Consider the following 24,618-nt stretch of genomic DNA (forward strand, 5'->3'; position numbering starts at 1 on the left):
TCCGGCCCGGTCGGGTTATCAATGATGTGCTCACATTCAAACCACAGAGTGCAGGGGTAGATTTCGTGCAGGCCAGGCGTACTAGACTGGCTGTCCTATCGGGGGAGACCCCGAACGATCACACGGGGAGGAGGTTCCGATGATTCTTGTACGACAGGAAATCGGCGATGTGCTGAGGGACTTCCGCCTGCAGAAGGGGCGCACGCTCCGGCAGGTTGCAAGCAAGGCGTCGGTTGCGCTCGGCTACCTCAGTGAGGTTGAGCGTGGGCAGAAGGAAGCCTCGAGCGAGATCCTCGCATCCGTCGCCGATGCTCTCGATGTGCCCATCTCGACGATCATGCGCGAGGTCGGAGACCGCATCTCGGTTCTCGAGGGTATCCAGGTCTTCCCGGATGTCGTTCCGGACGACCTCGTGGCGTCGATCGAGCCTCAGCTCTCGTTGCACTGAGCAGGGTGCTGGAGTGACGATGCGTCGTAGCGAGTTTCTGCGCGCGGTCGACACCGAATTCCAGGCGCGAGCATCGTCATTGGTGAACGATCTTGGACTCTCGGCTCTTCGTGGTCGCACGGCGCTCGAGGCGTTGGCCGACGGGACGCCGCCCCGTGAGATCTGGCTCGCACTGTGCGTGGAGATGGACGTCCCGGAGAACCGGCGTCACGGTGTCGGCCGTCTGGAGCCGCGCGGGCACTGATTCCGTCGGAGATGTCCGCGGGTTACGGCACACGGTGTGCGATCGGCGGCGTGTCGTCGAATATTCGTTCGAAGAGAGCGTAGTCTTCTGCACAGGTGGTTCAGAGCTGTGATTGTCCACCGAACGTGAGTTTGCCGAGACGATGTCGGTGGCCCCTCGTACGGTGGAGAACAAGCCGAAGAGCCATACGCCTTGTCGGAGAGTCACTCCCAACCGGGAGGGCCGCGACAGCCTACAGGCGGCACCACGCGCGCAGAAGGAGCACATCATGCCATCACCCGCAGACCGCGAGAAGTCCCTCGAGACCGCCCTCGCCCAGATCGACCGTCAGTTCGGAAAGGGCTCGGTCATGCGGCTGGGCAGTGATGAGCGCGCCCCCGTTGCGGTCATCCCGACCGGCTCCATCGCGCTCGACGTCGCCCTCGGCGTCGGCGGACTCCCGCGTGGTCGAATCGTCGAGATCTACGGACCGGAGTCCTCGGGTAAGACCACGCTGACGCTGCATGCGATCGCGAACGCACAGCGCGCCGGCGGTATCGCGGCCTTCATCGACGCGGAGCACGCTCTCGACCCCGACTACGCAGCGAAGCTCGGTGTCGACATCGACGCGCTCCTGGTGTCGCAGCCCGACACCGGTGAGCAGGCGCTCGAGATCGCCGACATGCTCGTTCGATCCGGGGCGATCGACCTGATCGTCATCGACTCCGTCGCCGCGCTCGTGCCGCGCGCCGAGATCGAGGGAGAGATGGGTGACTCGCATGTGGGGCTGCAGGCTCGACTCATGTCGCAGGCGCTTCGCAAGCTGACCGGTGGCCTGAACCAGACGAACACCACGATGATCTTCATCAACCAGCTCCGCGAGAAGATCGGTGTCTTCTTCGGCTCGCCCGAGACCACGGCCGGTGGTAAGGCATTGAAGTTCTACGCGTCCGTCCGGATGGACATCCGTCGTATCGAGACGTTGAAGGACGGGACCGACGCTGTCGGTAACCGCACCAGGGTCAAGGTCGTGAAGAACAAGATGGCTCCGCCTTTCAAGCAGGCGGAGTTCGACATCCTCTACGGCGTCGGCATCTCACGCGAAGGCAGCCTGATCGATTTCGGCGTCGAGCATGCCATCGTCAAGAAGTCGGGCTCGTGGTACACCTACGACGGCGACCAGCTCGGGCAGGGCAAGGAGAACGCCCGTACGTTCCTGCTGAACAACCCCGATATCGCTCTCGCGATCGAGACGCAGATCAAGCAGAAGCTCGGTATCGGTGCGCAGCTCGTCGCTCCTGACGCCGCTGACGAGCTCGCCGAGCGTCGTCCGGCCTGATGAATGACACACGTGGGGGCGATTCCGAGCGGATCGCCCCCATCATTCCTCTCTTCGGCGGTGCTCGCCCTCAGGGGGACCCCGGCCGGAGCGCTGTGGCAGGAAGCGACGTCGTCTCGGAAGCCGAGCCCGGTCACACGAACGACGCCGGAGCGTGGCGATCGACGTGGGACACTCCGCCTCGCGGATCCGCGCTCGGTACGACGTCCGATGCGCGCACGCCCAGTGACCGCCATCCCGCCCGAGGAGCATCTGCGAGACCGGGAGCCGGGCGAGCAGGCGAGGCGAGCTCCGGCCCCCGTCTCCATGCGCTCGACACATCCAACGAGGTGTCGGGTGGCGACGAGGTTGATCCGGACGAGGCCCGTACCGCGGCCGAGGAGTCGCTCGTACGGAAGCTGCGATCCCGCTCGCTGTCGGTTTCCGAAGCGCGTCAGATGTTGCGGGGACACGAGCTCGACAGCGCCTCGATCGACGAGGTGATCGAAGACTTCGGACGCAGAGGCTACCTCGACGATGCCGCTCTCGCCGAGGTTCTGGTGACGTCGGGAGTAGAGCGGAAGGGGCAGGGGCGCGTCGCACTCTCCCGGGCGCTGGCCCAGCGGGGCATCCCGCGCGAGGTTATCGACGTCGCGCTCGATGAGCTACCCGACGATGACGACGAACGCGCTCTCGAGTTCGCTCGGAGCAAGGCTCGTTCGCTCGCCCGGTTGGACCACGACACGGCGCTTCGGCGTCTGATGGGGCAGCTCTCGCGTCGCGGCTACAACGGATCGACAGCGATGAAGGCGGCGAAGACGGCATTGCAGGAGGCGACGTTCGGCAGGGCGACCTCGGGCGTCCGATTCGTCGACTCGGACTGAGATCCCGACGCGGCACACGCGTGGAATCGGCTCGTACAATGGGTTGATCATGACTATTCCGCGCAGTGAACCGACGATCATCAGTGCGTCGTCGGCGGCCGTCGACGACGACGGGCGACAGCGATCCTACGAAGTCCGCACCTTCGGGTGTCAGATGAACGTGCATGACTCCGAACGGCTCTCCGGCTCGTTGGAGAGCGCCGGCTATGTGCGTGCGCTCGACGGCGCCGAAGCCGATGTGGTGATCATCAACACCTGTGCCGTGCGAGACAACGCCGCCGGCAAGCTGTATGGCACGCTGGGGCACCTCGCCTCGGTGAAGCGACGCAAGCACGGCATGCAGATCGCGGTGGGCGGGTGTCTGGCACAGATGGACAAGCAGGCCGTCCTCGACAAGGCTCCGTGGGTCGACGTCGTGTTCGGAACCCACAACATGGGCTCATTGCCCGGCCTCCTCGAGCGCGCACGCCACAACGGTGATGCCGAGCTCGAGATCCTCGAGTCGCTCGAGGTCTTCCCGTCCACGCTGCCGACGAAGCGCGACTCCGCGCACAGCGGCTGGGTATCCATCTCCGTGGGCTGCAACAACACCTGCACCTTCTGCATCGTCCCCAGCCTGCGCGGCAAGGAGAAGGATCGTCGTCCTGGCGACATCTTGAACGAGATCCGTCTCCTCGTGGATGACGGCGCGATCGAGGTCACTCTGCTCGGGCAGAACGTGAACTCCTACGGGGTCGAGTTCGGCGATCGTCAGGCGTTCGGCAAGCTTCTCCGCGCGGCGGGCGAGATCGACGGACTCGAGCGGATCCGGTTCACCAGTCCGCACCCCGCGGCATTCACCGACGACGTGATCGATGCGATGGCCGAGACGCCGAACGTGATGCCGCAGCTGCACATGCCGCTCCAGTCCGGAAGCGATCGCATCCTCAAAGCCATGCGTCGTTCGTACCGCAGCGAGCGTTTCCTCGGAATCCTCGATCGGGTCCGCGAACGAATCCCGAACGCGGCGATCACCACCGACATCATCGTCGGATTCCCGGGCGAGACGGACGAGGACTTCGAAGACACCCTGCGCGTCGTCGAACAGGCACGATTCTCCGCCGCGTTCACCTTCCAGTATTCGATCCGCGAGGGCACTCCTGCCGCCACGATGGAGGACCAGGTGCCCAAGGAGATCGTGCAGGAGCGGTACAACCGACTGATCGCCCTGCAGGAGCGTATCTCCCTGGAAGAGAACCAGAAGCAGGTCGGTCGCGAGGTCGAGGTGCTGGTCTCGACCGGCGAAGGAAAGAAGGACGCGGAGACCCACCGGCTCACTGGCCGCGCCGAAGACAACCGGCTGGTGCATTTCGAGGTGACCGACGGCTCGGCTCTCCCGCGGCCGGGCGACGTCGTGACGGTCACGGTGACCCATGCCGCACCGTTCCACCTGCTCGCGGATAACCCGACCAGCGCTCCGCTGCGCATCCGTCGGACCCGCGGCGGCGACGCGTGGGATCGCGGGCAGGCCGAGTCCTGCGCGGTCCCGACGCCCGCGGCAGAGGGCGGCCCGCGACCGGTCTCGCTCGGCCTTCCCACGCTGCGCGTCGGAGTGTGAGCGACCCGCGCCTCTGGGCGATCGTCGGGGCGACCGGCACCGGGAAGAGCGAGCTTGCGCTCGATCTCGCGGAGGCGTTGCGTGCTCGGGGCAACCCGGCCGAGATCGTGAACGCCGACGCCATGCAGCTTTACCGTGGCATGGACATCGGAACCGCGAAGCTGCCCGTGGCAGCGCGGCGCGGCATCCCGCACCACCTGTTCGACGTGCGTGAGGTCGCCGACGAAGCGGCGGTGGCCTGGTATCAGCCGGTGGCGCGAGAGGCGATCGGTGCGATCCACCGGCGCGGCGGGGACGCGATCCTCGTGGGTGGATCCGGCTTGTACGTGTCGAGCGTCGTCTACGAGTTCCACTTCCCGCCACGAGACCCTGCGATCCGTGAGCGCCTCGAGCGCGAGTTGGAGTCCGCAGGCCTCGCCGGACTGCTCGAGCGTCTGCGTTCCCAGGATCCTGCGGCGGCGGCGAAGGTCGACCCGCGAAACAGCCGCCGCGTCATCCGAGCCCTCGAAGTCCTCGAGCAGGGGAGCAGTACACACGGCGCCGCCTTGCCGGAAAGCCCCGTGCTGTGGCACCCGCGAACCCGGGTGATCGGCCTGCACGTCGATCGAGCCGACCTGGTTTCTCGCCTCGATGCCCGCGTCGAGCGGATGTGGGAGGCCGGTCTCGTCGCAGAGGTCGCAGGCCTGCGGGAGCACGGCCTCGAGCGTGGTGTCACTGCTCCGCGAGCCATCGGCTATGCGCAGGCTCTCGCCCAGCTCGACGGGAGTCTGAATGAAGCCGCCGCCATCGCTCAGACGCAAGCCCTGACCCGCCGTTACGCACGTCGGCAGGTCTCGTGGTTCAAGCGGTACCCGGAGCTGGAGTGGTGGACCGCACCCGCGGACGCGGAGGCGCTCCTCGGAGCCGAGACCGCGTCGTCGTGACCGACCGCCTTCGATGTCGGTGAGTGGTGGGAGGCTGAGGGCATGGTCACCCATTTCTTCACCGCTTCCAGCCTCGACGGGTTCATCGCGACAGACGAGCATTCGCTCGATTGGTTGCTGACGCAGGATGTCGATCCCGATGGTCCGATGGGGTACAACGCGTTCGAGAAGAACATCGGCGCCCTGGCCATGGGGTCATCGACCTACGAGTGGGTCATGCGACATGAAGAGGGTCGATGGGGATACAGCCAGCCGACCTGGGTGTTCTCCCACCGTGAGCTCGAACTCCCGGAGAACGCCGATGTGCGGCTGACCCAGCAGGACGTGCAGAGCATTCATGCCGAGATGTCGGCGGCGGCGGGCGATCAGGACATCTGGATCGTCGGCGGGGGAGACCTCGCGGGTCAGTTCGCCGATGCGGGGCTGCTGGACGAGGTCTGGGTGCAGTATGCGCCCGTGACGCTGGGCTCCGGCGCACCTTTGCTCCCGCGCAGGCTCGACCTCGAGCTCCTGGAGGTCGCGCGCAATCGGAACTTCCTGTGTGGACGCTATTCCGTGGTGTCGACGTGAGCGTGTCGAACGAGTCGCCGACCGACGGTGCGGCGGACTGGGCCGTCCGTCGGTTCGAACGCGTTGATACGGACGCCGTCGTCGCTCTCTGGGAAGAAGCCGGGCTCACGCGGCCGTGGAATGATCCTCGTGTCGACATCGAGCGCAAGCTCGCCGTGCAGCCCGAAGGGTTCCTCGTCGCGGTGACGAAGGACGACGAGGTGATCGGATCGGTGATGGCCGGGTATGACGGTCATCGAGGGTGGCTCTACTACCTCGCGACGGCAGCGTCTCACCGTGGCCTCGGAATCGCGCGAGCACTGGTGGCGGAGGCCGAGCGCGTGCTCGAAGCGATGGGATGCCCGAAGGTGCAACTGATGGTCCGAGAGGGCAATGAACACGTCCTCGGCTTCTACGATGCCCTCGGGTACGAGCGGTTCACCGTGGCCAACACGGGAAAGCGTCTCGTCTCCGACGCCTAGCCCCGCTCTCTAGACTGGGGGCATGGTCGCATTCACCAAAGGGCACGGCACGGGCAACGACTTCATCATCATCGCTGACCCTGACGGGGCACTCGATCTGACGGTGGAACAGGTCACCGTCCTCTGCGACCGCCACTTCGGAATCGGTGCGGACGGCATCCTCCGCGTTGTCCGATCCGAGGCGATCCCCGATGGCGAGGCCGCGCTGGCGGAGGAACCTGCTGCCGAGTGGTTCATGGACTACCGGAACGCCGACGGTTCGCTCGCCGAGATGTGCGGCAACGGCATCCGGGTGTTCGCGCACTACCTGGTTCGCTCCGGTCTCGCGACCATCGAGCCCGGATCCACCCTGCCCATCGGTACGCGGGCCGGTGTGCGCGACGTGACTCGAAGCGCGACCGGATACCAGGTCGACCTCGGCCGCTGGAAGCTCTCGGGCGACGACCCGCTCGTGCGTGTCGACGGGCTCCCCGTCACGCGTCCCGGCCTCGGGATCGATGTCGGCAATCCGCACGTCGTCGTGGCGCTCGCCTCGGAAGCCGAGCTCGCCGGCCTCGAGCTGCACCGCGCACCTGATCTCGATCCTTCGCTTCCCGAGGGGGCGAACGTCGAGTTCGTCGTGCCAGGGGAGCCGCTCGTGCGCGATGGCGTCGGGCACGTGAGCATGCGCGTCCATGAGCGGGGTGTGGGCGAGACCCTCAGCTGCGGTACCGGCGTCGCCGCGACAGCGCTGGCCGTGCGCTACTGGGCGGGGGAGAAGGCGCCGAACAACTGGCAGGTGGAAGTGCCGGGCGGCACCCTCGGCGTACGCATGTTCCCGGCCGAGGACGGGGAGCACGTCGCGCTCTCAGGCCCGGCCCAGCTGGTGTTCCAGGGCGAGGTCGACCTCGTCTGACCGTCGTCCAAGACGACGGCGACGGTCACAACTCGGAGAGTGCGATCGGCTCCGTCGGGGGCGTGCCGTGCTTACGGACCTTCAGGATCCGGTACCCCTTGCCGGTGGCGGTCCGGAAGACGCTGTAGCCCGGATGGAACGTCGCGCCGATCCAGCGTTGCAGCGAGTCGGCCCCGAGGTTCCGCTGCACCACGAGCCACGCGTCGCTGCGCTCGTCGAGTCGCGGGATCCACCGTTCCAACAGCCCGTGGAGCTCGTTCTTGCCGACGCGGATGGGCGGGTTCGAGCGGATCGTGCGGAACGACACGTGCGCGGGAACATCGTCGGGCAGAGATGCGTTGACATTGGTGAGCCCGAGAGCAGCCGCGTTGCGGCGGACGAGATCCAGGGCGCGCTCATTCACGTCGACGGCCCACACTGTCGCATGGGGAGAGGCGAGGGCCATCGAGATCGTGACAGGACCCCAACCGCTCCCGAGGTCGAGAAGGTCGCCGCCCGGAGGAACCGGAGGCGTGTTGGCGAGGAGCACTGCAGTGCCGGCGTCGAGACGATCCGGGCTGAAGACACCACCGGCGGTGGTGAGTTCGAGCTCTCGACCTGCGAGCGATACGCGGATCTTACGAAGGTTCTCGGGGCTTGCCGGGGCCGCAGTGAAGTAGTGATCGGACCCCATAGGGCGAGCGTACCGGACAGCGCGGGCTAAGGTTAAGGCTCGCTACGAACCCAGAGACAAGGAACGGATGACGGAGACCACCACCCCCTCCACCGACGACCACACCGTCGATCGCGTACTCGCGAGCGCAGAGAAGCGTTCCGACGTGCACGTGTTCGGCGCAGCACAGGCGCTGCAGGATGAATCGACGGCCTCCCACGGCAGCACCGATGGTGCGCAGTGGGACCTCGAAGACCGTCACGCGCTTCGTCGCGTCGGCGGGCTTTCGACAGAACTCGAGGACGTCACCGAGGTCGAGTACCGGCAGCTGCGTCTGGAGAACGTCGTCCTCGTCGGTGTGTACCCGCAGGGCGCGCAGGAGGACGCGGAGAACTCTCTCCGTGAACTCGCGGCGTTGGCGGAGACCGCCGGTGCCGTGGTGCTCGATGGCGTGCTTCAGCGCCGGCCGCATCCCGATGCCGCCACGTATCTCGGTCGCGGCAAGGCGCAGGAACTCAAAGACATCGTCGCCGCCGTGGGCGCTGACACCGTGATCGCCGACACGGAGCTCGCGCCGAGCCAGCGTCGTGCACTCGAAGACGTCGTCAAGGTCAAGGTCATCGACCGCACCACGGTGATCCTCGACATCTTCAGCCAGCACGCGAAGAGCCGTGAGGGCAAGGCCCAGGTCGAGCTCGCGCAGCTGGAATACCTGCTTCCGCGTCTGCGCGGATGGGGTGACTCGATGAGTCGTCAGGCCGGTGGGCAGGTGGGTGCCGGCGGCGCGGGCATGGGCTCGCGCGGTCCCGGTGAGACCAAGATCGAACTCGACCGTCGGCGGATCCGGACCAAGATGGCTCTGCTGCGGCGCCAGATCCGAGACTTCGGCCCGGCTCGTGAGGCGAAGCGCGCCGAGCGCAAGCGCAACACGATTCCGTCGGTCGCGATCGCGGGGTACACGAACGCCGGCAAGTCGAGTCTGCTCAATGCGCTCACGAGCGCCGGGGTGCTGGTCGAGAACGCGCTGTTCGCGACGCTCGATGCCACGGTGCGCCGATCCGAGACGGAGGACGGACGCGTGTACACGTTGACCGACACCGTCGGATTCGTCCGTGACCTGCCGCATCAGCTCGTCGAGGCCTTCCGTTCGACGCTGGAAGAGGTCGGCGAAGCCGACGTCGTGCTCCACGTCGTCGACGGCTCGCACCCCGACCCGGCAGGTCAGCTTCAGACCGTGCGCGACGTGCTCGGTGATGTCGGGGTACGGGATCTGCCCGAGATCGTGGTCTTCAACAAGGCGGATCTGATCGACGAGGACGAGCGTCTGGTGCTTCGCGGACTTCAGCCGCACGCGCACTTCGTGTCGTCACGGTCCGGCGAGGGAATCGCGGAGCTGCGTGCCGCCATCGAGGACGCACTCCCGAAGCCGGCAGTCGAGGTCCACGCGGTGATCCCCTACGATCGCGGCGACCTGGTAGCCGCGATCCACGAGTCCGGGATGTTGCTCGCCGTGGATCATCGGGAGGAGGGAACCGCCGTTCATGCTCGGGTGTCCGAGCGTCTCGCGGCGGAGCTCGCTCCCTTCGCGACGCCGGAGTGATCCGGGTCAGCGGGCGAGGAAGCGGGCCTCGACGGTCGCCGAGATGACGATCTCGTCCGGTTCGTACTCCATCACGGGGCCGGCGTCGGCAGCGAAAGCGATACCTCCGCGCGCCTTCATCAGCGGCGCCTCTGCGGAGCCCTGAGCCTTCGAGATCAAGCCCGCGTCGGCGATCTCGATGGGGGTGACCTGCTCCAGTCCGAGCGCCCCGGCGTACGCCTGAGCCCGTGTGACGGCGACGCCGACAGCTTCCGCAGCGACCTCTTGTTCGACCTGCGTCCGGGTTTCGGGGGTCAGATGCCACTCGACCCCGCCCACCTCGACGCCGTCCCACGGCGAGATGTCGGAGGTCCAGATCGAAAGCTCGGGAGCTTCCGCGAAGGTCGCGGTGAAGTCGACGCTGGCGTAGAACACGGGTGCGAGGCGCTTGCCGTCGTTGCTCCACGGCCGCTCCGCACGCACCGAGAGACGAGTGCTGGTCCAGTCCACGATGCTGCCCGCGTCGGCTCGCTCGGTGATGCTGGTTCGCACAGGGTCGGCCAGTCGCATCACATGTTCGAGGACGACCGTCCGCTCCGGCCCCTCGCTGCGGACGCTCACGCGGATGGTTGCTCTCTCCGGTGCGACGCGCCTCTCGTGCTCGCCGCGGACGGTGACGGTGACTTCACTCATGGGCCGACTCTACGCCAGCTCATCACGCCCGGCGGAATGGCGGAGAGCCGTCGAACGTTGTAGTCTGAGATGCTCGGGTGTTCGTCATCCGGGTTGGCAATTCCATAGTGTGACAACGGCTCCTTCGAGAGAAGGACCACGGGGCTGATCGGTTTCGACAGCGCCTGTGAATCCACGAGAAGCGGGCCGAGGATGCAGAGTTATCTCGTAAACGCTCTCTGCAAAAAAATAGTTGCCGAAACCAAGCGCAACGACTTCGCCCTCGCTGCATAAGCGAGCCCGATAGTCCGTCAGGCCGTATGTGATTCCGATACGGATCCTGGCGTCATCTAGGAATCTTGCTGCGTGATGGCGTCTGGACGTCACGTGGGACTCTTCCCAGGCTGGGCTCGTCGACTTAGGTGTCTGTGACAAAGGTCGGAGCCGAGCAGAACGTCTTCACAGACTGCGCCCGGAGAAGGCGTGGAGACTCAGCGTTGGACGGGGGTTCGATTCCCCCCAGCTCCACCACGTCGTTGTCACAGGAATTGAAGCCCGCCTCCCTCGTAGCCACGAGGGAGGCGGGCTTCGCTGTGTGTCCGGCTTCTCATCCGCCAGCGCGGTCGGGGCCGGGGAGAACAAAAGCCATCCGACGGGCCCCCTTTACAGGGGCCTATATTGAGGTCTGTGGAGTCGACGACCGAAACCGACACGAACGGTCTGACGCGCACGGAGGTCGCAGAGCGTGTCGCGTCCGGGAAGACGAACGCGTTCTCGGCGGACACGAGCCGAAGCGCGTGGAGCATCGTGCGGGCGAATGTGTTCACGCTCTTCAACGGCATCGTCTTCGCCTGTTTCCTCGTGCTGTTCCTCGTGGGGCGCTGGCAGGATGCGCTGTTCGGACTCGCTGCCTTCGCGAACGCGATCATCGGATGCGTGCAGGAGTTCCGCGCGAAGTCCGCGCTCGACCGCCTCGCGCTGATGAATGCGCCACGAGCGTTGGTGCTCCGAGAGGGCGTGCAAGCCGAGGTCGCACCCGGCGAAGTGGTCCTGGACGATGTGCTCATCCTGCGCGCCGGCGAACAGGTGCCGGCTGATGCCCGCATCCTCACGTCGCATGGACTCCAGATCGACGAGTCGATGCTCACGGGCGAGTCGGATCCGGTGGAGAAGCAACCGGGCGACGATGCTCTCTCGGGTGCTGTCGTCGTCGGCGGCGAAGGGACTGCTCAGGCGACCCGAGTGGGGGCGGACTCGTACGCGAACCGCTTCGCCGGCGAGGCCAAGCGCTTCTCCCTCGTCTCGAGCGAGCTCCGCGCTTCGGTCGACCGCGTTCTGAAATGGGTGAGCTGGGTGATCGGCCCGGTCGGGCTGCTGGTGCTGAACGCTCAGATCATCGTGGGTGGAGGATACGCCACGGTGTTCTCGAGCGGCGCATGGGTGCAGGCGGTCGTGAACACCATCGCGGCGCTGACCGCCATGATCCCGCTCGGCCTGGTGCTGATGACGAGCATCGCCTTCGCCGTCGGGGCATCGAGACTCGCGCGTCGACAGGTGCTGGTCAATGAGCTCCCCGCCGTCGAGGGCCTCGCGCGCGTCGATGTCGTGTGCCTCGACAAGACCGGCACCCTGACCGTCGGGGAGATCGGTTTCGACGTGGCGCATCCCCTCGCCGGAAGCACGACGGAGCTCTCCGGCACCGCCGCGGCGGTGCTGTCCTGGTTCGCCGCCTCGCCGGATGCGAACGCGACGGCGCGATCGATGGCCACGGCGTATCCGGTCACGCAGCCCCTCGTCGTGCGCGGATACATTCCGTTCTCCTCGGCGCGCAAGTGGAGCGCGGTGACGTTCTCGGAGATCCCCGGGGCCTGGGTGATGGGGGCACCCGAGATGGTCTTCGGAGACGCGGCGACGTCGGACGCGACCGAACTCGGACGCATGGTCACCACCCTCGCCGAGACCGGTCGGCGCACTCTGGTCCTCGGTCGTTCGGAGGCGCCGCTGTCCGAGGCGGACATCGAGTCCGAGCAGCTTCCGCGAGAGCTGACGGCCGTCCTCGTCCTCACCTTCCGCGAGCAGGTCAGGCCCGACGCGGCGCAGACCCTCGAGTACTTCACGCGGCAGGAGGTCGGCATCCGGATCATCTCCGGCGACAACCCGCGCACGGTGGCTGCGATCGCCCGGGAAGTCGGCCTCGACGTCGCGGAGGGCTACGACGCACGGCGGCTGCCGGAAGGCGATGCCGAACTCGCCGACGTCCTCGATCAGCACTCGGTCTTCGGGCGCGTCACCCCCGAGCAGAAGAAGCGCATGGTCACGGCGTTGCAGAGCCACGGGCACACGGTCGCGATGACGGGCGACGGCGTCAACGACGCCCTGGCGATCAAGGCTGCGGACATCGGCATCGCCATGAACTCCGGATCGCCCGCCACCAAGGCGGTCGCCAGGCTCGTCCTCCTCGACGGACAGTTCTCGCACCTGCCCGATGTCGTCGCGGAAGGGCGTCAGGTGATCGCGAACATCGAACGCGTGTCGATGCTCTTCCTGAACAAGACCGTGTACGCGACACTGCTCGCGATCATGTTCGGAGTGCTCGTGCTCGAGTTCCCCTTCCTGCCGCGCCAACTGTCGATCACCGATGGCCTGACGATCGGCATTCCCGCCTTCTTCCTCGCGCTCATGCCCAACGCGGCCCGGTACGTGCCGGGGTTCCTACGACGTTCGCTGAGCTTCGCGATCCCTTCGGGAGTCGTGGTCGCCCTGGGCCTGACCTGGTACACCTTCGTCGCGCGAGGCCTCGGAGTCCACGAGGAACAGCTGCGGACGGGGGCCACCGTGATCCTCGCTGTGGTCGGGATCTGGATCTTGGCGGTGCTCGCACGTCCGCTCAACCGGTTCAAGGTGATCGTCGTGGGGGCGATGTTCGTCCTGCTGATCGCGGTCTTCACCATCCCGCTCGCCCGAGAGTTCTTCGTGCTGGTCGACCCGGGAGAAGACCTCGCCATCGCGCTCACGGGGATCACGATCGTGATGGTCGCCGCGATAGAGGTGGTGCGTCTGCTTCACCGCCGCCTCGTCCTGAGCCCGAAGACGGCCGCGACCACGCGGGTCATCGCGCGGCCGTCGACGGCGACGACCCCTCCGGCTCGCGTCGTTGCGGGCATCATCACGACGGTGGTCGTGGTGCTCGCGTATGCGTTCGGTGTCCTCGCGACGGGCTTCGGCATCCTCGTCTTCCTCGGTCGCTACGACCCGGATGTGAGCACGTCGGCGTTCTCCCTCGCCGGTGCGGCGATCGCCTTGTTCGGCCTTCTGGTGCTCGCGGTCGCTGCCGGAATACGTCGTGGCAGTGGACTCTCGCGGCTCATGCTCACGATCTTCCTCGGGGTCGCCATCGCGCTCAACGCCGTCGTCATCGTCTTCGGCGAGCGGTGGGACTGGGGTGCGGCGGTGACGGTGCTGGTGGCTGCGACCCTCATCACGCTGATGTGGTCACCCCCGGTCGCGCGGGGATTCGGACGCATCAGAGAGAGCTCGATGGGCGCCGCGCGGCCGTAGCGACGTCTTCAGCCCGTCCACTCGACGAGGATCAGGCCCTGCCTGGTGTCGGCGAACTTCACCCATCCGTCGCCGAACAGGTAGGTCATCCCATACCCGTCCGCATCGGTTCCCATCGAGTACTGAGGGTCCTCGGTGAAGTAGACGCCCGCGGCGTCGTCCTCACGCTTCCACCCTTCGGCGAGGAGACCGGCCTGCGCGTCGGCGGCTTCTTCCGATGTCGTCGGCGACCAGCCGTAGAGCTGACCGTGATCGGAACCGACGCTGTAGTCGGCCCAGAAGCACAGCAGGCCGTCGGTGAGTTCGACGCCGCCCACGACGAACTCCTTGGACTGTGCGGTCCATCCGGCGTCCGTGAGAGCGGTGACCGTCCCCGCCGAGATCATGGACTCGCACGTGAGCTCCTCGGCAGGAGGCTCGGGCGCCGTCGATGCTGCCGGCTCGGGAGTCGCCACGGGACTCGGGGTCACTCGATCCGGAGTAGGCGTGGCCGGCGAGGCCTCCGGTGCCGCACACGCGGTCAGGGCAGCGATGAGCAGCACGACGCCCGCGGTGGCGGACATGATGCGCGTCTTCATCGCGGGCCCCTTTCGTCCGGATCAGTCGTTGATGAGTGTCAGGAAGTCGTCGTGGAGACGGCCGTTGGTTGCGAGTGTCGAGCGCGCCGAGATCGTCTCGTCTCCGTCGACGGCGGTCATCCGGCCACCTGCTTCTCGGACGATCGGCACGGCGGCGGCGATGTCGTACTCCTTGACGCCGAATTCCGCGACCATGTCGATGCGGCCCTCGGCGAGGAGCATGTACGCGTAGACGTCACCGTAGGCGCGGTCACGCCAGACCCGTGCGCCGATGCTCAGCAGGGTGTCGAGACGACCGGCGTCCGCCCACTGCGCGATGCTCTGGAAACTGACGCTGGCGTCGTCGAGGGAGTCCACCGCCGAGGTCTGCAGCCGTCGGGGCTCGCCTTCGGTGGCAGTCCAGGCTCCGCCACCCATGGCCGCCCACCAGCGGCGACCGAGAGCGGGCATGCTCACGACACCGACCTGCGGCACTCCGTCGATCGCGAGCGCGATCATCGTGCCCCAGAGCGGAACGCCACGGAGGAAATTCGCTGTGCCGTCGATCGGATCGATGATCCACTGGCGGTGGGTGCTTCCCTGTGCGCCGAACTCCTCACCGAAGATGCCGTCTTCGGGGCGCTCGGCTTCCAGGACGCGGCGGATGGCGCGCTCGGTGGCAAGGTCGGCATCCGTCACGTGGGAGTTGTCAGCCTTGGTCGAGATCTCCAGATCGGCGGCGTCGAAGCGGGGGAGCGACTGGGCGTCGGCGGCATCGGCGAGGCGGAGTGCGAGTTCGAGATCGCTGCGAAGGGAGTCGGTGAGGGGGGAGTCGGTCACGGTCTCAGAATAGTCGTCACGAAGACGTGGCCAGAGTGTCGAACGGCCAGGTTTCCGCGTGAGTCGGCGGCGGCGCGCCCGAGTCCACCTCGATTTCACATGGGGTCCGTCGGCTGGTAATGTAATTCCTCGGTCGGGGTTCTCCCGGGCCACGCACCTCTAGCTCAATCGGCAGAGCAACTGACTCTTAATCAGTGGGTTCTGGGTTCAAGTCCCAGGGGGTGCACCAGAAAGGTCTTGAAACTCTCGCCAGTTTCAGGACCTTTCGTCGTTCATGGAGATCTCCCGACGGATTTCCGGGAACTCGCGTAACGGAATCGGCAGGACGTCGTCTCTCCCCGTGGGGATACGCCGCACCTCGTACGGATGCGCTGCTGTATGACAGCAGGATCCGGGTGTGGCGTGTCAAGAGAACTGGGGAGAAACGTGAACACATATCCTGGACGTGCACGCGCACGCCGAACGACCATCACGGCCATCGCCGCGACAGCGCTCACCGCTGTCATGACGTTCGTGGGCGCCGGAGCGGCGACAGCCGCGGAGTACGACTATCCCGCGGCCATCGACGCGGCATCGGTCACCGTCACGACGATGAACGGTGGATCATCCGTCACGCAGTACCAGCAGATCCGTGTCGATGCCGAGTGGGCGGTGCCGGACGGCGCCGTCGGCGGGCAGACGTTCGGATTCACGCTCCCGAGCCAGCTCGGACGCGCCGGAATGACGTTCTCGGTGCCGTCCGTCGAGGATCCGAGTCAGACCGTCGCCGAATGCACCGTGAGCGCTGACGCCGCTCCCGTCGTCACCTGCACGCTCACAGACTTCGTGGACGGACGCACGGGAGTCAACGGATCGCTGTGGTTCGCAGCCAGCGCTGACGAACAGACGACCGAGAGCACGGTGGAGTTCGTCGTCGACGGCAAGATCACGCCCGTCGAGGTCCCCGGTGGCGGGATCGGTCCGGCGTCGCCCTTGCCCACGGAACCGCAGAAGTGGTCATGGCAGACGGCCGACGGCAGGATCGCGTGGCAGCTGGTCCTTCCCGGCGCACAGTTCCAGAACGTCGATTCCCTCGTCATCCACGACATGCTGACCACGGCTGACGACCAGTTCGCGGAGCATCACAACGAAGATGGGGCGCTCGTCGTCTGGAGCACGGACGGACTCGACCAGGACGCCAAGGACGTGTCGAACTGGACCGGCGGCTGGAACGCGGAGGGAACGGGGTTCGATCTCGTGATCCCCGGGCCGATCGACCCGACGCGCACCTACTTCGTCAAGTACTTCACCGTGCCGAGTTCGCAGGCCGCCGGCGCCACCTACGGGAACGTGGCCGACGTGAACGGTCTCACGCTGCGGAATGACCTGGCCTGGCGCGTCACGGGCGGGGGCACAGGCGACGGCAGCGCGTCGGGTGACTTCACGCTGACCAAGGTGCTCGAAGGATCGGGTTCGTCGGAGGTTCCGGCCGACGCGGTCTACACGGTCCGCTACAGCTACGGCGAACCGGCGGTGGAGCGGACGCTCACGGTGGCTGCCGGAGAGGCGACGTCTCGAATTTCGTTGCCTGCGGGTACCGTCGTCACCCTCGTGGAACTCACGCCTCCGGCCGTCGAGGGGGTCGAGTGGGGTACGCCCGTGTTCTCCGGCAGCGGCGTCAGCGGGCGTGCTGACGGGTCAGCCCAGTTCACGATCGGCGGGGGTGCGACCATCGCGATCACGCTCACGAACACCGCCACGGTGACGCCGCCGGTGGTTCCGCCGAACACGCCCGACACGGTCACCCCGCCCGACGCGGTCACTCCGCCGAACGAGCTTCCGCTGACGGGGCAGGGATCACTGGCCACAACCGGTGGAGACGTGCCGGCGGGATACCTCTGGGGCGGGGGAGCAGTGCTCCTGCTCGGCATCGCTCTGACGGTGTTCGCTGGGGCACGCGCCCGCCGACGTCAGGAGTGAGACGCAGCTCGGTCGACCCGTGCTACGCGACGGGGATGCAGGCCCCGTTCGTGATCACCCGAAGCTGCTCGAAGGTGAGGGGCATCACGGTGTGCGGGTGGCCGGCCGCAGCCCAGAGCTCATCGTGATCCTGGAGCGCCTCGTCGAGGAAGGTGCGCAGCGGCGCGGGGTGTCCGACGGGCGCCACGCCGCCGATCGCCTGGCCGGTGGCGGCGCGGACCACGGACGCCGGTGCCATCGAGATCTCCACCGCCCCGATGCTCTCGGTCAGGACGGCGAAGTCTGCGCGGTGTCCGCCGCTGGTCATGATGAGGACGGGTTCGCCATCGGCGAGGAACACCAGGCTGTTCGCGATCGCCGCGACGTCACATCCGATCGCGGCCGCCGCTTCGGCCGCCGTGCGCGCCGAGTCGGGAAGGACGCGGATCGTGGTGTCGACGCCCGCATCGACCAGGTGCTGCTGCACGAGCCTGCTGCGTTCCGGGAGGAGGGTGCCTTCGCTCATCGCCCCACGATATCCAATGCTGCTCCGCCGCCTGTCCTCCTGGTCAGCCGGCGTCGCCGACGAGGATCGCGGCCGCATCCTCGGTGGCGGTGTCCTGCGGCTGGTCGTCGATGTGTGCGAGAACGCGTCGACCGAGGAACACGGTCAGCGCGGCGAGCAACACGGACACCGCCGCGAAGAGGTACGGCACCGTCGCGTTGAACGCGTGCCACAGCAGGGCGGCGATCGGAGGCGCCATCGCACCTCCGAGGAAGCGCACGGCCGAGTACGCGGAGGACGCGACCGAGCGCGGGAGATCGGTGGCCTCCATCACAGCCTCGGTGAGCACGGTGTTCATCACACCGAGCAGCAGGCCGCCGATGACGATGCACGCCACCAGGGCCGGTGCGCTCCCGACGACGAGCCCGGCGACGACCAGATCGGCCGCGAGCAAGGGGAGGACGAGAAGGATGATGCGGGTGCGCGGTATCCGACGCATCAGCACGGGAGCCACCCACACACTCGTGACGGCGAGGGCGACTCCCCATCCGAAGAAAGTGAGACCGATGCCGAGCGCGCCGAAGCCGAGGGGGAACGGTGAGAAGGCCAGCAGCACGAAGAAGCCGATGTTGTAGAACAGCGCAGCGATCGCGAGGGTCGCGAGTGCCGGGCGACGCAGTGCGGTGAACGGAGCGGAGAACGGCACCGGCACCCTCTTCTCACCCGGACCGCGGAGCAACACGAGCACGGCGACGAAGGCGATCGCCATCAGCACGACGACGCCGAAGAACGGTCCCCTCCAGCTCTGCTCGCCGAGGATGCCGCCGAGCAGAGGGCCCACGGCGATGCCGAGGCCGAGCGCCGCTTCGTACAGGATGATCGCCGCGCTGCTCCCGCCGGACGCCGCGCCCACGATGGTCGCGAGCGCCGTCGAGATGAACAGCGCGTTTCCGAGCCCCCATCCGGCACGGAAGCCGATGACCGCGTCGACGCTGCCGCTCACGGCGCAGAGGAGCGCGAAGATCACGATCAGCGCGAGCCCGATCAGCAGGGTCGCTTTTGCGCCGATCCGGCTGGAGATCCAGCTGGTGACGAGCATCGCGAGCCCGGTGACGAGGAGATAGCTGGTGAACAGCAGTTCCGTCTCGACCGGAGACGCCTGGAGCGAATCGGCGATCGCGGGAAGGATGGGATCGACGAGGCCGATGCCCATGAAAGCGACCACGCACGCGAACGCGACCGCCCAGACCTGCGCGGGCTGCTTCCACACCGATGAGGTGGTGGGGGTGTTCACCGAGATTCTCCTGTTCGTTCTGTGGCGGTGTGTGCGGCGAGGATCTCCGCCGCACGAGTGAGAGCCGACCAGTCCTCCTCGCTCAACGCCGCGAATCGAGGCGCCAGCGTCTCCCGGAACTCCGCACGCCACGCATCGATGGCGGCGGCGCCCTGCGGCGTGATGTCGACGACGGTCGCGCGGGAATCGTCGGCGTCGGGGGAGCGGAGGACGAGTCCCTCGCGTTCCAGGCCCCCGATGAGCCGGGTCATCCCGGGCTGGGTCGTGCGGGCGGCAGCGGCGAGCTCTCCCACACGTCGCGATCCTGACTGCTCCAGAAGGCTGAGTACTCGCCACTGTGCAGCGGGTGCCTCGTTGCCGGCATCCTGAGCGGCGATGCGTCCGAGGGCATATCCCGAGAGCACCAGTGAGGGGATGACATCCGAGCGATTCATACCAGAGAGTATATACCCGGTGGTATGTAACTGGATCTAGCGTCGAGCGCCGGCGATCCGGGCGGAGAGCTGGTGGGCGTGCGCGAGAAGGGTTCGTCCGAGCTCGGCCAGACGATCGGGGCCGAATCGGAACTCCACGCCCGTCAGACTCAATGCCCACTCCGGTCGCCCGCTGCGATCGAAGACGGCCGCGCCGATGCCCCAGCTGCCCTCGACGATCAGGCCGGGGTTCACCGAGTATCCGCGCTCCTTCGTCTCGGTCAGGCGGGTGCGCAGAGCGGAGGGGCCGTGTGCCCGCCCCCACCCGCTCTCGAGCTCGGGGTGCCGGCCGAGATACGCGTCCACATCGTGGTCAGGAAGGAAAGCCAGGATCGCGAGCCCTGCACTCGCCACACCGAGGGGGAACCGCACTCCTTCGCTCAGGACGAAGGAGCGGATCGGGAACGAGCCTTCCTCGCGCAGCAGGCACACCGTCTCGTCCGCACGGCGCACCGAGAAGAACGCGCTCTCCTCGGTCTTGACGGCCAGTGAGCGCACGATGTCCCGTGCGAGCGCGGTCACGTCGTAGCGCGCCGCCGCCACGGACCCCATGAGGAACAGCTCAGGGCCGGGCATCCAGAGCGTGCTGTCCTCGTCTCGATCGACGAGCCCCTCGGCCCGCAGTGCGCTCAGGAGACGGTGCGCGGTCGAGCGGGACAGGTCGGCGGCGCGGGCGAGGTCGTGCAGGCTCGCGCCGTCCACGCCGGAAGACGTCACGAGGCGGAGGAGGCGTGCCGCTCGGGCGATCGCCTGTGCGCCGGGGACGGAACGGTCGGGGGATTCCATATTGTGGACGCTACCTCCGGATGTGACCACATCACAAGAACGGACTGCCCCCAGGCGCCGGGAGAGGGGGAAGCTGGAGACACGCACGCTTTCGAAGGAGCAGACGTGATCGACAAACAATGGGCGTCACCGGCCGAAGCCGTCTCCGACATCCCGGACGGCGCCTCGCTGGCCGTCGGCGGCTTCGGCCTGTCCGGCAATCCGATCGCCTTGATCGAGGCACTGCTGGCACAGGGGACGAAGGACCTCAGCGTCGTGAGCAACAACTGCGGCGTCGACGACTGGGGGCTCGGGGTCCTGCTGGCCGCGCAGCGCATCCGGAAGATGACGTCGTCCTATGTGGGGGAGAACAAGGAGTTCGAGCGCCAGTTCTTGAGCGGCGAGCTCGAACTCGAGCTCACGCCTCAAGGGACCCTGGCCGAGAAGCTGCGGGCAGGCGGCTCGGGCATCGCGGCCTTCTACACGCAGACCGGTGTGGGCACCCAGGTCGCGGAGGGCGGTCTGCCTCGTCGATACAACTCGGACGGCTCGATCGCCGTCGCCTCTCCCGTCAAGGACGTCCGCGCGTTCGACGTGGACGGCGTGCCCCAGGAGTTCGTCCTGGAAGAGGCCATCGTCACCGACTTCGCGCTCGTGCACGCGGCGCAAGGCGATCGCCACGGCAACCTCGTCTTCAACAAGGCCGCACGCAACTTCAATCCCCTCGCCGCGATGGCGGGCCGGATCTGCATCGCGCAGGTCGAACGACTCGTGGAGCCGGGCGAGCTCGACCCCGACAGCATCCACCTCCCCGGAGTCTTCGTGCATCGCATCGTCGAGGTCGGCACCGATATCCCCAAGCGCATCGAACGGCGGACCGTCGCCGTGGAAGGAGCCTGAGATGGCACTGTCGCGAGACAAGATGGCTGCCCGAGCCGCAGCCGAGCTCACGGACGGTGCCTACGTGAACCTCGGGATCGGTCTCCCCACGCTCGTGCCCAACCATGTGCCTGCCGGGACCACGGTCGTGCTGCAGTCGGAGAACGGCATCCTCGGCGTCGGGCCCTACCCCCGGGAAGAGGCCGCCGACCCCGACCTGATCAACGCCGGCAAGGAGACCGTCACGACCCTCCCGGGCGCCGCCTTCTTCGACTCGGCCACGAGCTTCGGCATGATCCGCGGCGGGAAGATCGACGCCGCCGTCCTCGGCGCCATGCAGGTGTCTGCCGCCGGTGATCTCGCGAACTGGATGATCCCGGGCAAGATGGTCAAGGGGCCGGGTGGCGCCATGGATCTCGTTCACGGCGCAGCGCGCGTCATCGTGCTCATGGAGCACGTCGCGAAGGACGGCTCGGCCAAGATCGTCGACGAATGCACGCTCCCGTTGACCGGTCGTGCGGTGGTCGATCGGATCATCACCGACCTGGCCGTGATCGACGTCACGGAGGAGGGGCTCGTCCTCGTCGAGACGGCGCCCGGCATCACCGTCGACGAGGTCGTCGACGCGACACAGCCCCCGCTCACCATCCACCCGGATCTCCTCGAGGGAAGGACCCCTGCACCATGAACGACACCGAGAACGACATCGTCATCGTCTCCGCGGCCCGTACGCCGCAGGGGCGGCTGAAGGGACAACTGGCCGCCTTCACGGCGCCGCAGCTCGGATCCTTCGCGATCCGTGGCGCGCTCGCGCAGGCTTCGGTCGATCCGGCCGACATCGACGCGGTGATCGTGGGGCAGGTGCTGGCCGCGGGCTCGGGGCAGAACGCGGCGCGCCAGGCGGCGATCGGCGCGGGCATCGGCTGGGATGTGCCGGCCCACTCGGTCAACAAGGTGTGTCTGTCCGGATTGACGGCCATCATCGACGCGGCGCGGATGATCGCCACGGGCGACGCGGACGTGGTCGTGGCAGCGGGGATGGAATCGATGACGCGGGCGCCGCACATGCTCATGGGCTCGCGCGACGGCTGGACGTACGGGAGCGTCGAGGTCCTCGACCACATGGCCTACGACGGTCTCACCGATGCGTACGACCGCGAGAGCATGGGCGCGTCCACGGAACGCCACAACGCCCGTTTCGAGCTCACCCGGGAGGCGCAGGATCGCGTCGCCGCGCTGTCGCACCAGCGCGCGGCCGCCGCGCAGGAAGCGGGAGTCTTCGATGCGGAGATCGTGACGGTGGAGGTGCCGCAGCGCCGGGGAGAGCCGCTGCGGGTCACGAAAGACGAGGGGGTCCGTCCCGACACCACGGTCGACACCCTGGCCGGACTGCGTGCCGCCTTCGCCGAGGGCGGTTCGATCACCGCGGGGAACTCGTCCCAGATCTCCGACGGCGCATCGGCCGTGATCGTCACCACGCGGCGCACGGCAGAGGCGAAGGGCTGGCCCGTCCTGGCCCGGGTGGGGGCGAGCGGTCAGACCGCCGGACCGGACAACTCGCTGCAGGCGCAGCCGGCGCGCGCGATCGAGCGCGCCTGTCAGAAGCAGGGCATCACGCCCGCGGATCTCGATGTCGTGGAGATCAATGAGGCCTTCGGCGCTGTCGTGGCACGCTCGCAGACCGAGCTCGGACTGGATGAGGGCATCGTGAACATCCACGGAGGGGGCATCGCGATCGGCCACCCGATCGGGGCCTCCGGTAACCGTCTCGTGGTCCATGCGGTGCACGAACTCGTGCGTCGAGGCGGAGGAACTGCTGCCGTCGGACTCTGCGGGGGAGGCGGTCAGGGCGAAGCGCTGATCCTCACACGCTGATGTGTCCGTCCAGGGCGCTCGGACTCAGCGCCGTGCGTCCTGGGCGTGGTCCTGCGTGTCGGCGAGCGCCTTCTGCGAACGGAACTGGAGCCGCTGGGCCTTCTTCGCCTTCTTGACCGACTGCGGCGAGTCGGCATCGACGAGCACACCGCGACGTTCACGGTTCATGTCGACGACGGCTCCGATCGCCAGAGCCATCGTGATGCCCCAGCTCAGCCACGACAGAAGGGCGCGCCAGGTGATGGGCTGTTCGCGGGTGCCGCGCAGCAGGGAGACACCCGCGGAGATCGCAGCGACGAGTCCGGTGCTGAAGAGGTAGCGCATCCCTTTACGCTACCCGTCCGCACCCCATGTCGCACCGAGCCTTGACAAGCCCTCCCGGATCCTGGCAGGGGAGTAGGTCGTGAAGGACAGGCGCAACGTCCGTGGATCCGGGGTGCCGGAGGAGAACGACGTGCCGGGGACGAACGCGACGTCCCGAGCCAGTGCTCTCCTGAGCGCTGTCGTGGCGTCGAAGCCCTCCGGGAGGCGGACCCAGACGAACATGCCGCCGTCCGGGCGAGTCCACGTGCTGCCCTCGGGCAGCACGGTCGGCAGCGCCTCGAGCATTGCGTCGCGTCGGGCGGCGTACGCGCCGCGGATCCGGTCGAGCGCGGGCTCACTGCGACCGGAGACGAGGTAGTGGGCGGCCGCCGCTTGATCGATGGTCGAGGTGTGCAGATCGGCTGCCTGCTTGGCGATCGTCACGGTCGAGCGGATGTCGGCCGTCGTGCGGATCCACCCGATTCGCAGGCCGGGAGCGATCACCTTCGAGAAGCTGCCGAGGCTGACGACGTGCTCGGGTGCGAGCTCGGCCAGCGAGGGGAGGGGCTCACCCGAATACCTCAGTTGGCGGTACGGCTCGTCTTCGATGATGCGGAATCCTCGGCTCCTCGCGATCTCCGCGATGCGTCTGCGGGCCTCGAGCCCGTGTGTTCGGCCCGTCGGATTCTGGAACGTGGGCACCGTGTAGAAGAACTTCGGGCCGTGCGTCGACGCCAGTCGTTCCAGCGCCTCGAGATCCAGGTCATCACCGTTCGCGGGAACGCCCACCACGTGCGCCCCCGCCAGCGCGAACGTCTGCAGGGCGGCGAGATAGCAGGGCTCCTCCACGAGGATCGTGTCTCCGGGGTCGAGCAGTGTCGTCGCGAGCAGTCCGAGTCCCTGCTGCGAACCCGTCGTGATGATCAGATCGGATGCGGCGGTGGGCAGTCCGTCGATCGAATAGCGCCGCGCGACCTCTTCCCGCAACCGCGGGTCGCCTTCCGACGTGGAGTACTGCAGCACACGGGGAGAGGCCAGGACGGCGTCGAACGCAGCACGGATGCCGTCCACGTCGAAGAGCTCGGGGGCGGGGAGACCCCCGGCGAACGAGATGACCTCCGGCCGCTCGGTGAGTGCGAGCAGGTCACGCACCGGGGAAGTCTTGGCCGTTCCGGCCCGCTGCGAGCGTGAGGGAAGCGGGACGGTCGCCGCGGCGACAGGGGCGGTGGTGGGCAACGGCATCCTCCTCGGGAGCGGCAGCGTGAGACGGGTGCCGCCCAGGATAGACCCTCCCTGCGCTGGCGGATTCCCGGGCTTTCCTCGTCCACATCCGCTATCCTGGGTGCGTCGCGGCTCGCCCGCGGCCGCACACACCGTGTATCTACCGGCCGCCGGCAATCCGGCGGACA

The 24,618-nt window shown here is 67.4% G+C and carries 25 protein-coding genes, 1 tRNA gene and 1 other RNA gene; 17 read left to right on the forward strand and 10 right to left on the reverse strand.

Annotated features, from left to right (window positions below; all coding sequences use genetic code 11):
• Positions 1–139: 139 nt before the first annotated feature.
• From E0W80_RS00265 to dapF, 9 genes are all read left to right on the forward strand, one after another.
• Positions 140–448 carry a helix-turn-helix transcriptional regulator gene (locus E0W80_RS00265; RefSeq protein ID WP_017830901.1) on the forward strand — a complete coding sequence of 103 codons (309 nt, stop codon included), beginning with the start codon at positions 140–142 and terminating at the stop codon, positions 446–448.
• A gap of 19 nt (positions 449–467) precedes the next feature.
• On the forward strand, positions 468–692 hold the full coding sequence (locus E0W80_RS00270; RefSeq protein WP_047519286.1) for a DUF3046 domain-containing protein: 225 nt from the start codon (positions 468–470) through the stop codon (positions 690–692).
• A gap of 268 nt (positions 693–960) precedes the next feature.
• Positions 961–2,010, forward strand: coding sequence for a recombinase RecA (gene recA / locus E0W80_RS00275; protein ID WP_047519284.1), 1,050 nt, complete (start codon positions 961–963; stop codon positions 2,008–2,010).
• A 95-nt stretch (positions 2,011–2,105) separates the two neighbouring features.
• Positions 2,106–2,873, forward strand: a complete 768-nt coding sequence (locus E0W80_RS00280) for a regulatory protein RecX (protein WP_240740421.1) — start codon at positions 2,106–2,108, stop codon at positions 2,871–2,873.
• Positions 2,874–2,922: 49 nt separating this feature from the next.
• On the forward strand, positions 2,923–4,470 hold the full coding sequence (gene miaB, locus E0W80_RS00285; RefSeq protein ID WP_131490874.1) for a tRNA (N6-isopentenyl adenosine(37)-C2)-methylthiotransferase MiaB: 1,548 nt from the start codon (positions 2,923–2,925) through the stop codon (positions 4,468–4,470).
• The gene (gene miaA / locus E0W80_RS00290) at positions 4,467–5,393 is read left to right on the forward strand and encodes a tRNA (adenosine(37)-N6)-dimethylallyltransferase MiaA (RefSeq protein WP_131490875.1); all 927 of its coding nucleotides are present in this window, start codon (positions 4,467–4,469) and stop codon (positions 5,391–5,393) included. The genes miaB and miaA overlap by 4 nt, the downstream gene beginning before the upstream one ends.
• A gap of 42 nt (positions 5,394–5,435) precedes the next feature.
• Entirely contained in the window at positions 5,436–5,963 is a 528-nt protein-coding gene (locus E0W80_RS00295; RefSeq protein ID WP_131490876.1) for a dihydrofolate reductase family protein, read from the forward strand.
• Positions 5,960–6,424: a GNAT family acetyltransferase gene (locus E0W80_RS00300; protein ID WP_240740422.1), complete on the forward strand. Its 465-nt coding sequence runs from the start codon at positions 5,960–5,962 to the stop codon at positions 6,422–6,424. Before E0W80_RS00295 ends, E0W80_RS00300 begins: the two co-directional genes overlap by 4 nt.
• Before the next feature lie 22 nt (positions 6,425–6,446).
• Positions 6,447–7,319 (forward strand): diaminopimelate epimerase, encoded by an 873-nt coding sequence (gene dapF / locus E0W80_RS00305; protein WP_131490877.1) that lies wholly within the window; start codon positions 6,447–6,449, stop codon positions 7,317–7,319.
• A 25-nt stretch (positions 7,320–7,344) separates the two neighbouring features.
• Here dapF and E0W80_RS00310 read toward each other — a convergent pair whose 3' ends face one another.
• On the reverse strand, positions 7,345–7,992 hold the full coding sequence (locus tag E0W80_RS00310; RefSeq protein WP_047519272.1) for a methyltransferase: 648 nt from the start codon (positions 7,990–7,992) through the stop codon (positions 7,345–7,347).
• 67 nt (positions 7,993–8,059) lie between these two features.
• Between E0W80_RS00310 and hflX the strand changes: the two genes are divergently transcribed.
• On the forward strand, positions 8,060–9,571 hold the full coding sequence (hflX, locus tag E0W80_RS00315) for a GTPase HflX (protein WP_047519270.1): 1,512 nt from the start codon (positions 8,060–8,062) through the stop codon (positions 9,569–9,571).
• 6 nt (positions 9,572–9,577) lie between these two features.
• Here hflX and E0W80_RS00320 read toward each other — a convergent pair whose 3' ends face one another.
• Entirely contained in the window at positions 9,578–10,243 is a 666-nt protein-coding gene (locus tag E0W80_RS00320) for an SIMPL domain-containing protein (RefSeq protein ID WP_131490878.1), read from the reverse strand.
• 140 nt (positions 10,244–10,383) lie between these two features.
• Here E0W80_RS00320 and ssrA point away from each other — a divergent pair.
• Both ssrA and E0W80_RS00330 read left to right on the forward strand, forming a co-directional pair.
• Positions 10,384–10,753, forward strand: a transfer-messenger RNA (tmRNA) gene (gene ssrA / locus E0W80_RS00325).
• 156 nt (positions 10,754–10,909) lie between these two features.
• Complete coding sequence (locus tag E0W80_RS00330) at positions 10,910–13,780, forward strand: HAD-IC family P-type ATPase (protein ID WP_131490879.1); 2,871 nt, start codon at positions 10,910–10,912, stop codon at positions 13,778–13,780.
• Between the two features lie 8 nt (positions 13,781–13,788).
• Here the strand turns inward: E0W80_RS00330 and E0W80_RS00335 are convergent, their stop codons facing one another.
• Together E0W80_RS00335 and E0W80_RS00340 are read right to left on the reverse strand one after the other, a co-directional pair.
• The gene (locus E0W80_RS00335; RefSeq protein WP_131490880.1) at positions 13,789–14,358 is read right to left on the reverse strand and encodes a hypothetical protein; all 570 of its coding nucleotides are present in this window, start codon (positions 14,356–14,358) and stop codon (positions 13,789–13,791) included.
• Positions 14,359–14,379: 21 nt separating this feature from the next.
• Entirely contained in the window at positions 14,380–15,177 is a 798-nt protein-coding gene (locus tag E0W80_RS00340; RefSeq protein ID WP_131490881.1) for an inositol monophosphatase family protein, read from the reverse strand.
• 153 nt (positions 15,178–15,330) lie between these two features.
• Between E0W80_RS00340 and E0W80_RS00345 the strand changes: the two genes are divergently transcribed.
• Positions 15,331–15,406, forward strand: a tRNA-Lys gene (locus tag E0W80_RS00345).
• 197 nt (positions 15,407–15,603) lie between these two features.
• Positions 15,604–17,136, forward strand: coding sequence for an Ig-like domain-containing protein (locus E0W80_RS00350; RefSeq protein WP_131490882.1), 1,533 nt, complete (start codon positions 15,604–15,606; stop codon positions 17,134–17,136).
• A 22-nt stretch (positions 17,137–17,158) separates the two neighbouring features.
• Here the strand turns inward: E0W80_RS00350 and E0W80_RS00355 are convergent, their stop codons facing one another.
• The 4 genes from E0W80_RS00355 to E0W80_RS00370 are packed head-to-tail and all read right to left on the reverse strand — an operon-like array spanning position 17,159 to position 20,173.
• The gene (locus tag E0W80_RS00355; RefSeq protein WP_131490883.1) at positions 17,159–17,641 is read right to left on the reverse strand and encodes a YbaK/EbsC family protein; all 483 of its coding nucleotides are present in this window, start codon (positions 17,639–17,641) and stop codon (positions 17,159–17,161) included.
• Between the two features lie 43 nt (positions 17,642–17,684).
• Complete coding sequence (locus E0W80_RS00360; RefSeq protein ID WP_205802281.1) at positions 17,685–18,914, reverse strand: MFS transporter; 1,230 nt, start codon at positions 18,912–18,914, stop codon at positions 17,685–17,687.
• Positions 18,911–19,348 carry a MarR family transcriptional regulator gene (locus tag E0W80_RS00365; protein ID WP_047519251.1) on the reverse strand — a complete coding sequence of 146 codons (438 nt, stop codon included), beginning with the start codon at positions 19,346–19,348 and terminating at the stop codon, positions 18,911–18,913. Before E0W80_RS00365 ends, E0W80_RS00360 begins: the two co-directional genes overlap by 4 nt.
• Positions 19,349–19,384: 36 nt before the next feature.
• Positions 19,385–20,173: an IclR family transcriptional regulator gene (locus E0W80_RS00370; protein ID WP_047519248.1), complete on the reverse strand. Its 789-nt coding sequence runs from the start codon at positions 20,171–20,173 to the stop codon at positions 19,385–19,387.
• A gap of 105 nt (positions 20,174–20,278) precedes the next feature.
• On the opposite strand from E0W80_RS00370, the gene E0W80_RS00375 reads away from it, so the two are divergent.
• The 3 genes from E0W80_RS00375 to E0W80_RS00385 are packed head-to-tail and all read left to right on the forward strand — an operon-like array spanning position 20,279 to position 22,906.
• Positions 20,279–21,052: a CoA transferase subunit A gene (locus E0W80_RS00375; RefSeq protein WP_131490884.1), complete on the forward strand. Its 774-nt coding sequence runs from the start codon at positions 20,279–20,281 to the stop codon at positions 21,050–21,052.
• Position 21,053: 1 nt separating this feature from the next.
• On the forward strand, positions 21,054–21,719 hold the full coding sequence (locus tag E0W80_RS00380) for a 3-oxoacid CoA-transferase subunit B (RefSeq protein WP_205802282.1): 666 nt from the start codon (positions 21,054–21,056) through the stop codon (positions 21,717–21,719).
• Positions 21,716–22,906 carry an acetyl-CoA C-acetyltransferase gene (locus E0W80_RS00385; protein WP_131490885.1) on the forward strand — a complete coding sequence of 397 codons (1,191 nt, stop codon included), beginning with the start codon at positions 21,716–21,718 and terminating at the stop codon, positions 22,904–22,906. Before E0W80_RS00380 ends, E0W80_RS00385 begins: the two co-directional genes overlap by 4 nt.
• A gap of 24 nt (positions 22,907–22,930) precedes the next feature.
• Here the strand turns inward: E0W80_RS00385 and E0W80_RS00390 are convergent, their stop codons facing one another.
• Positions 22,931–23,230, reverse strand: coding sequence for a hypothetical protein (locus E0W80_RS00390; RefSeq protein WP_047519243.1), 300 nt, complete (start codon positions 23,228–23,230; stop codon positions 22,931–22,933).
• Positions 23,231–23,239: 9 nt separating this feature from the next.
• Positions 23,240–24,445: a PLP-dependent aminotransferase family protein gene (locus E0W80_RS00395; RefSeq protein WP_240740423.1), complete on the reverse strand. Its 1,206-nt coding sequence runs from the start codon at positions 24,443–24,445 to the stop codon at positions 23,240–23,242.
• Positions 24,446–24,618: the final 173 nt, after the last annotated feature.

Origin of the sequence: Microbacterium sp. PI-1 (assembly GCF_004337555.1) — a bacterium.
GTDB classification, from domain to species: Bacteria; Actinomycetota; Actinomycetes; order Actinomycetales; family Microbacteriaceae; genus Microbacterium; species Microbacterium aurugineum.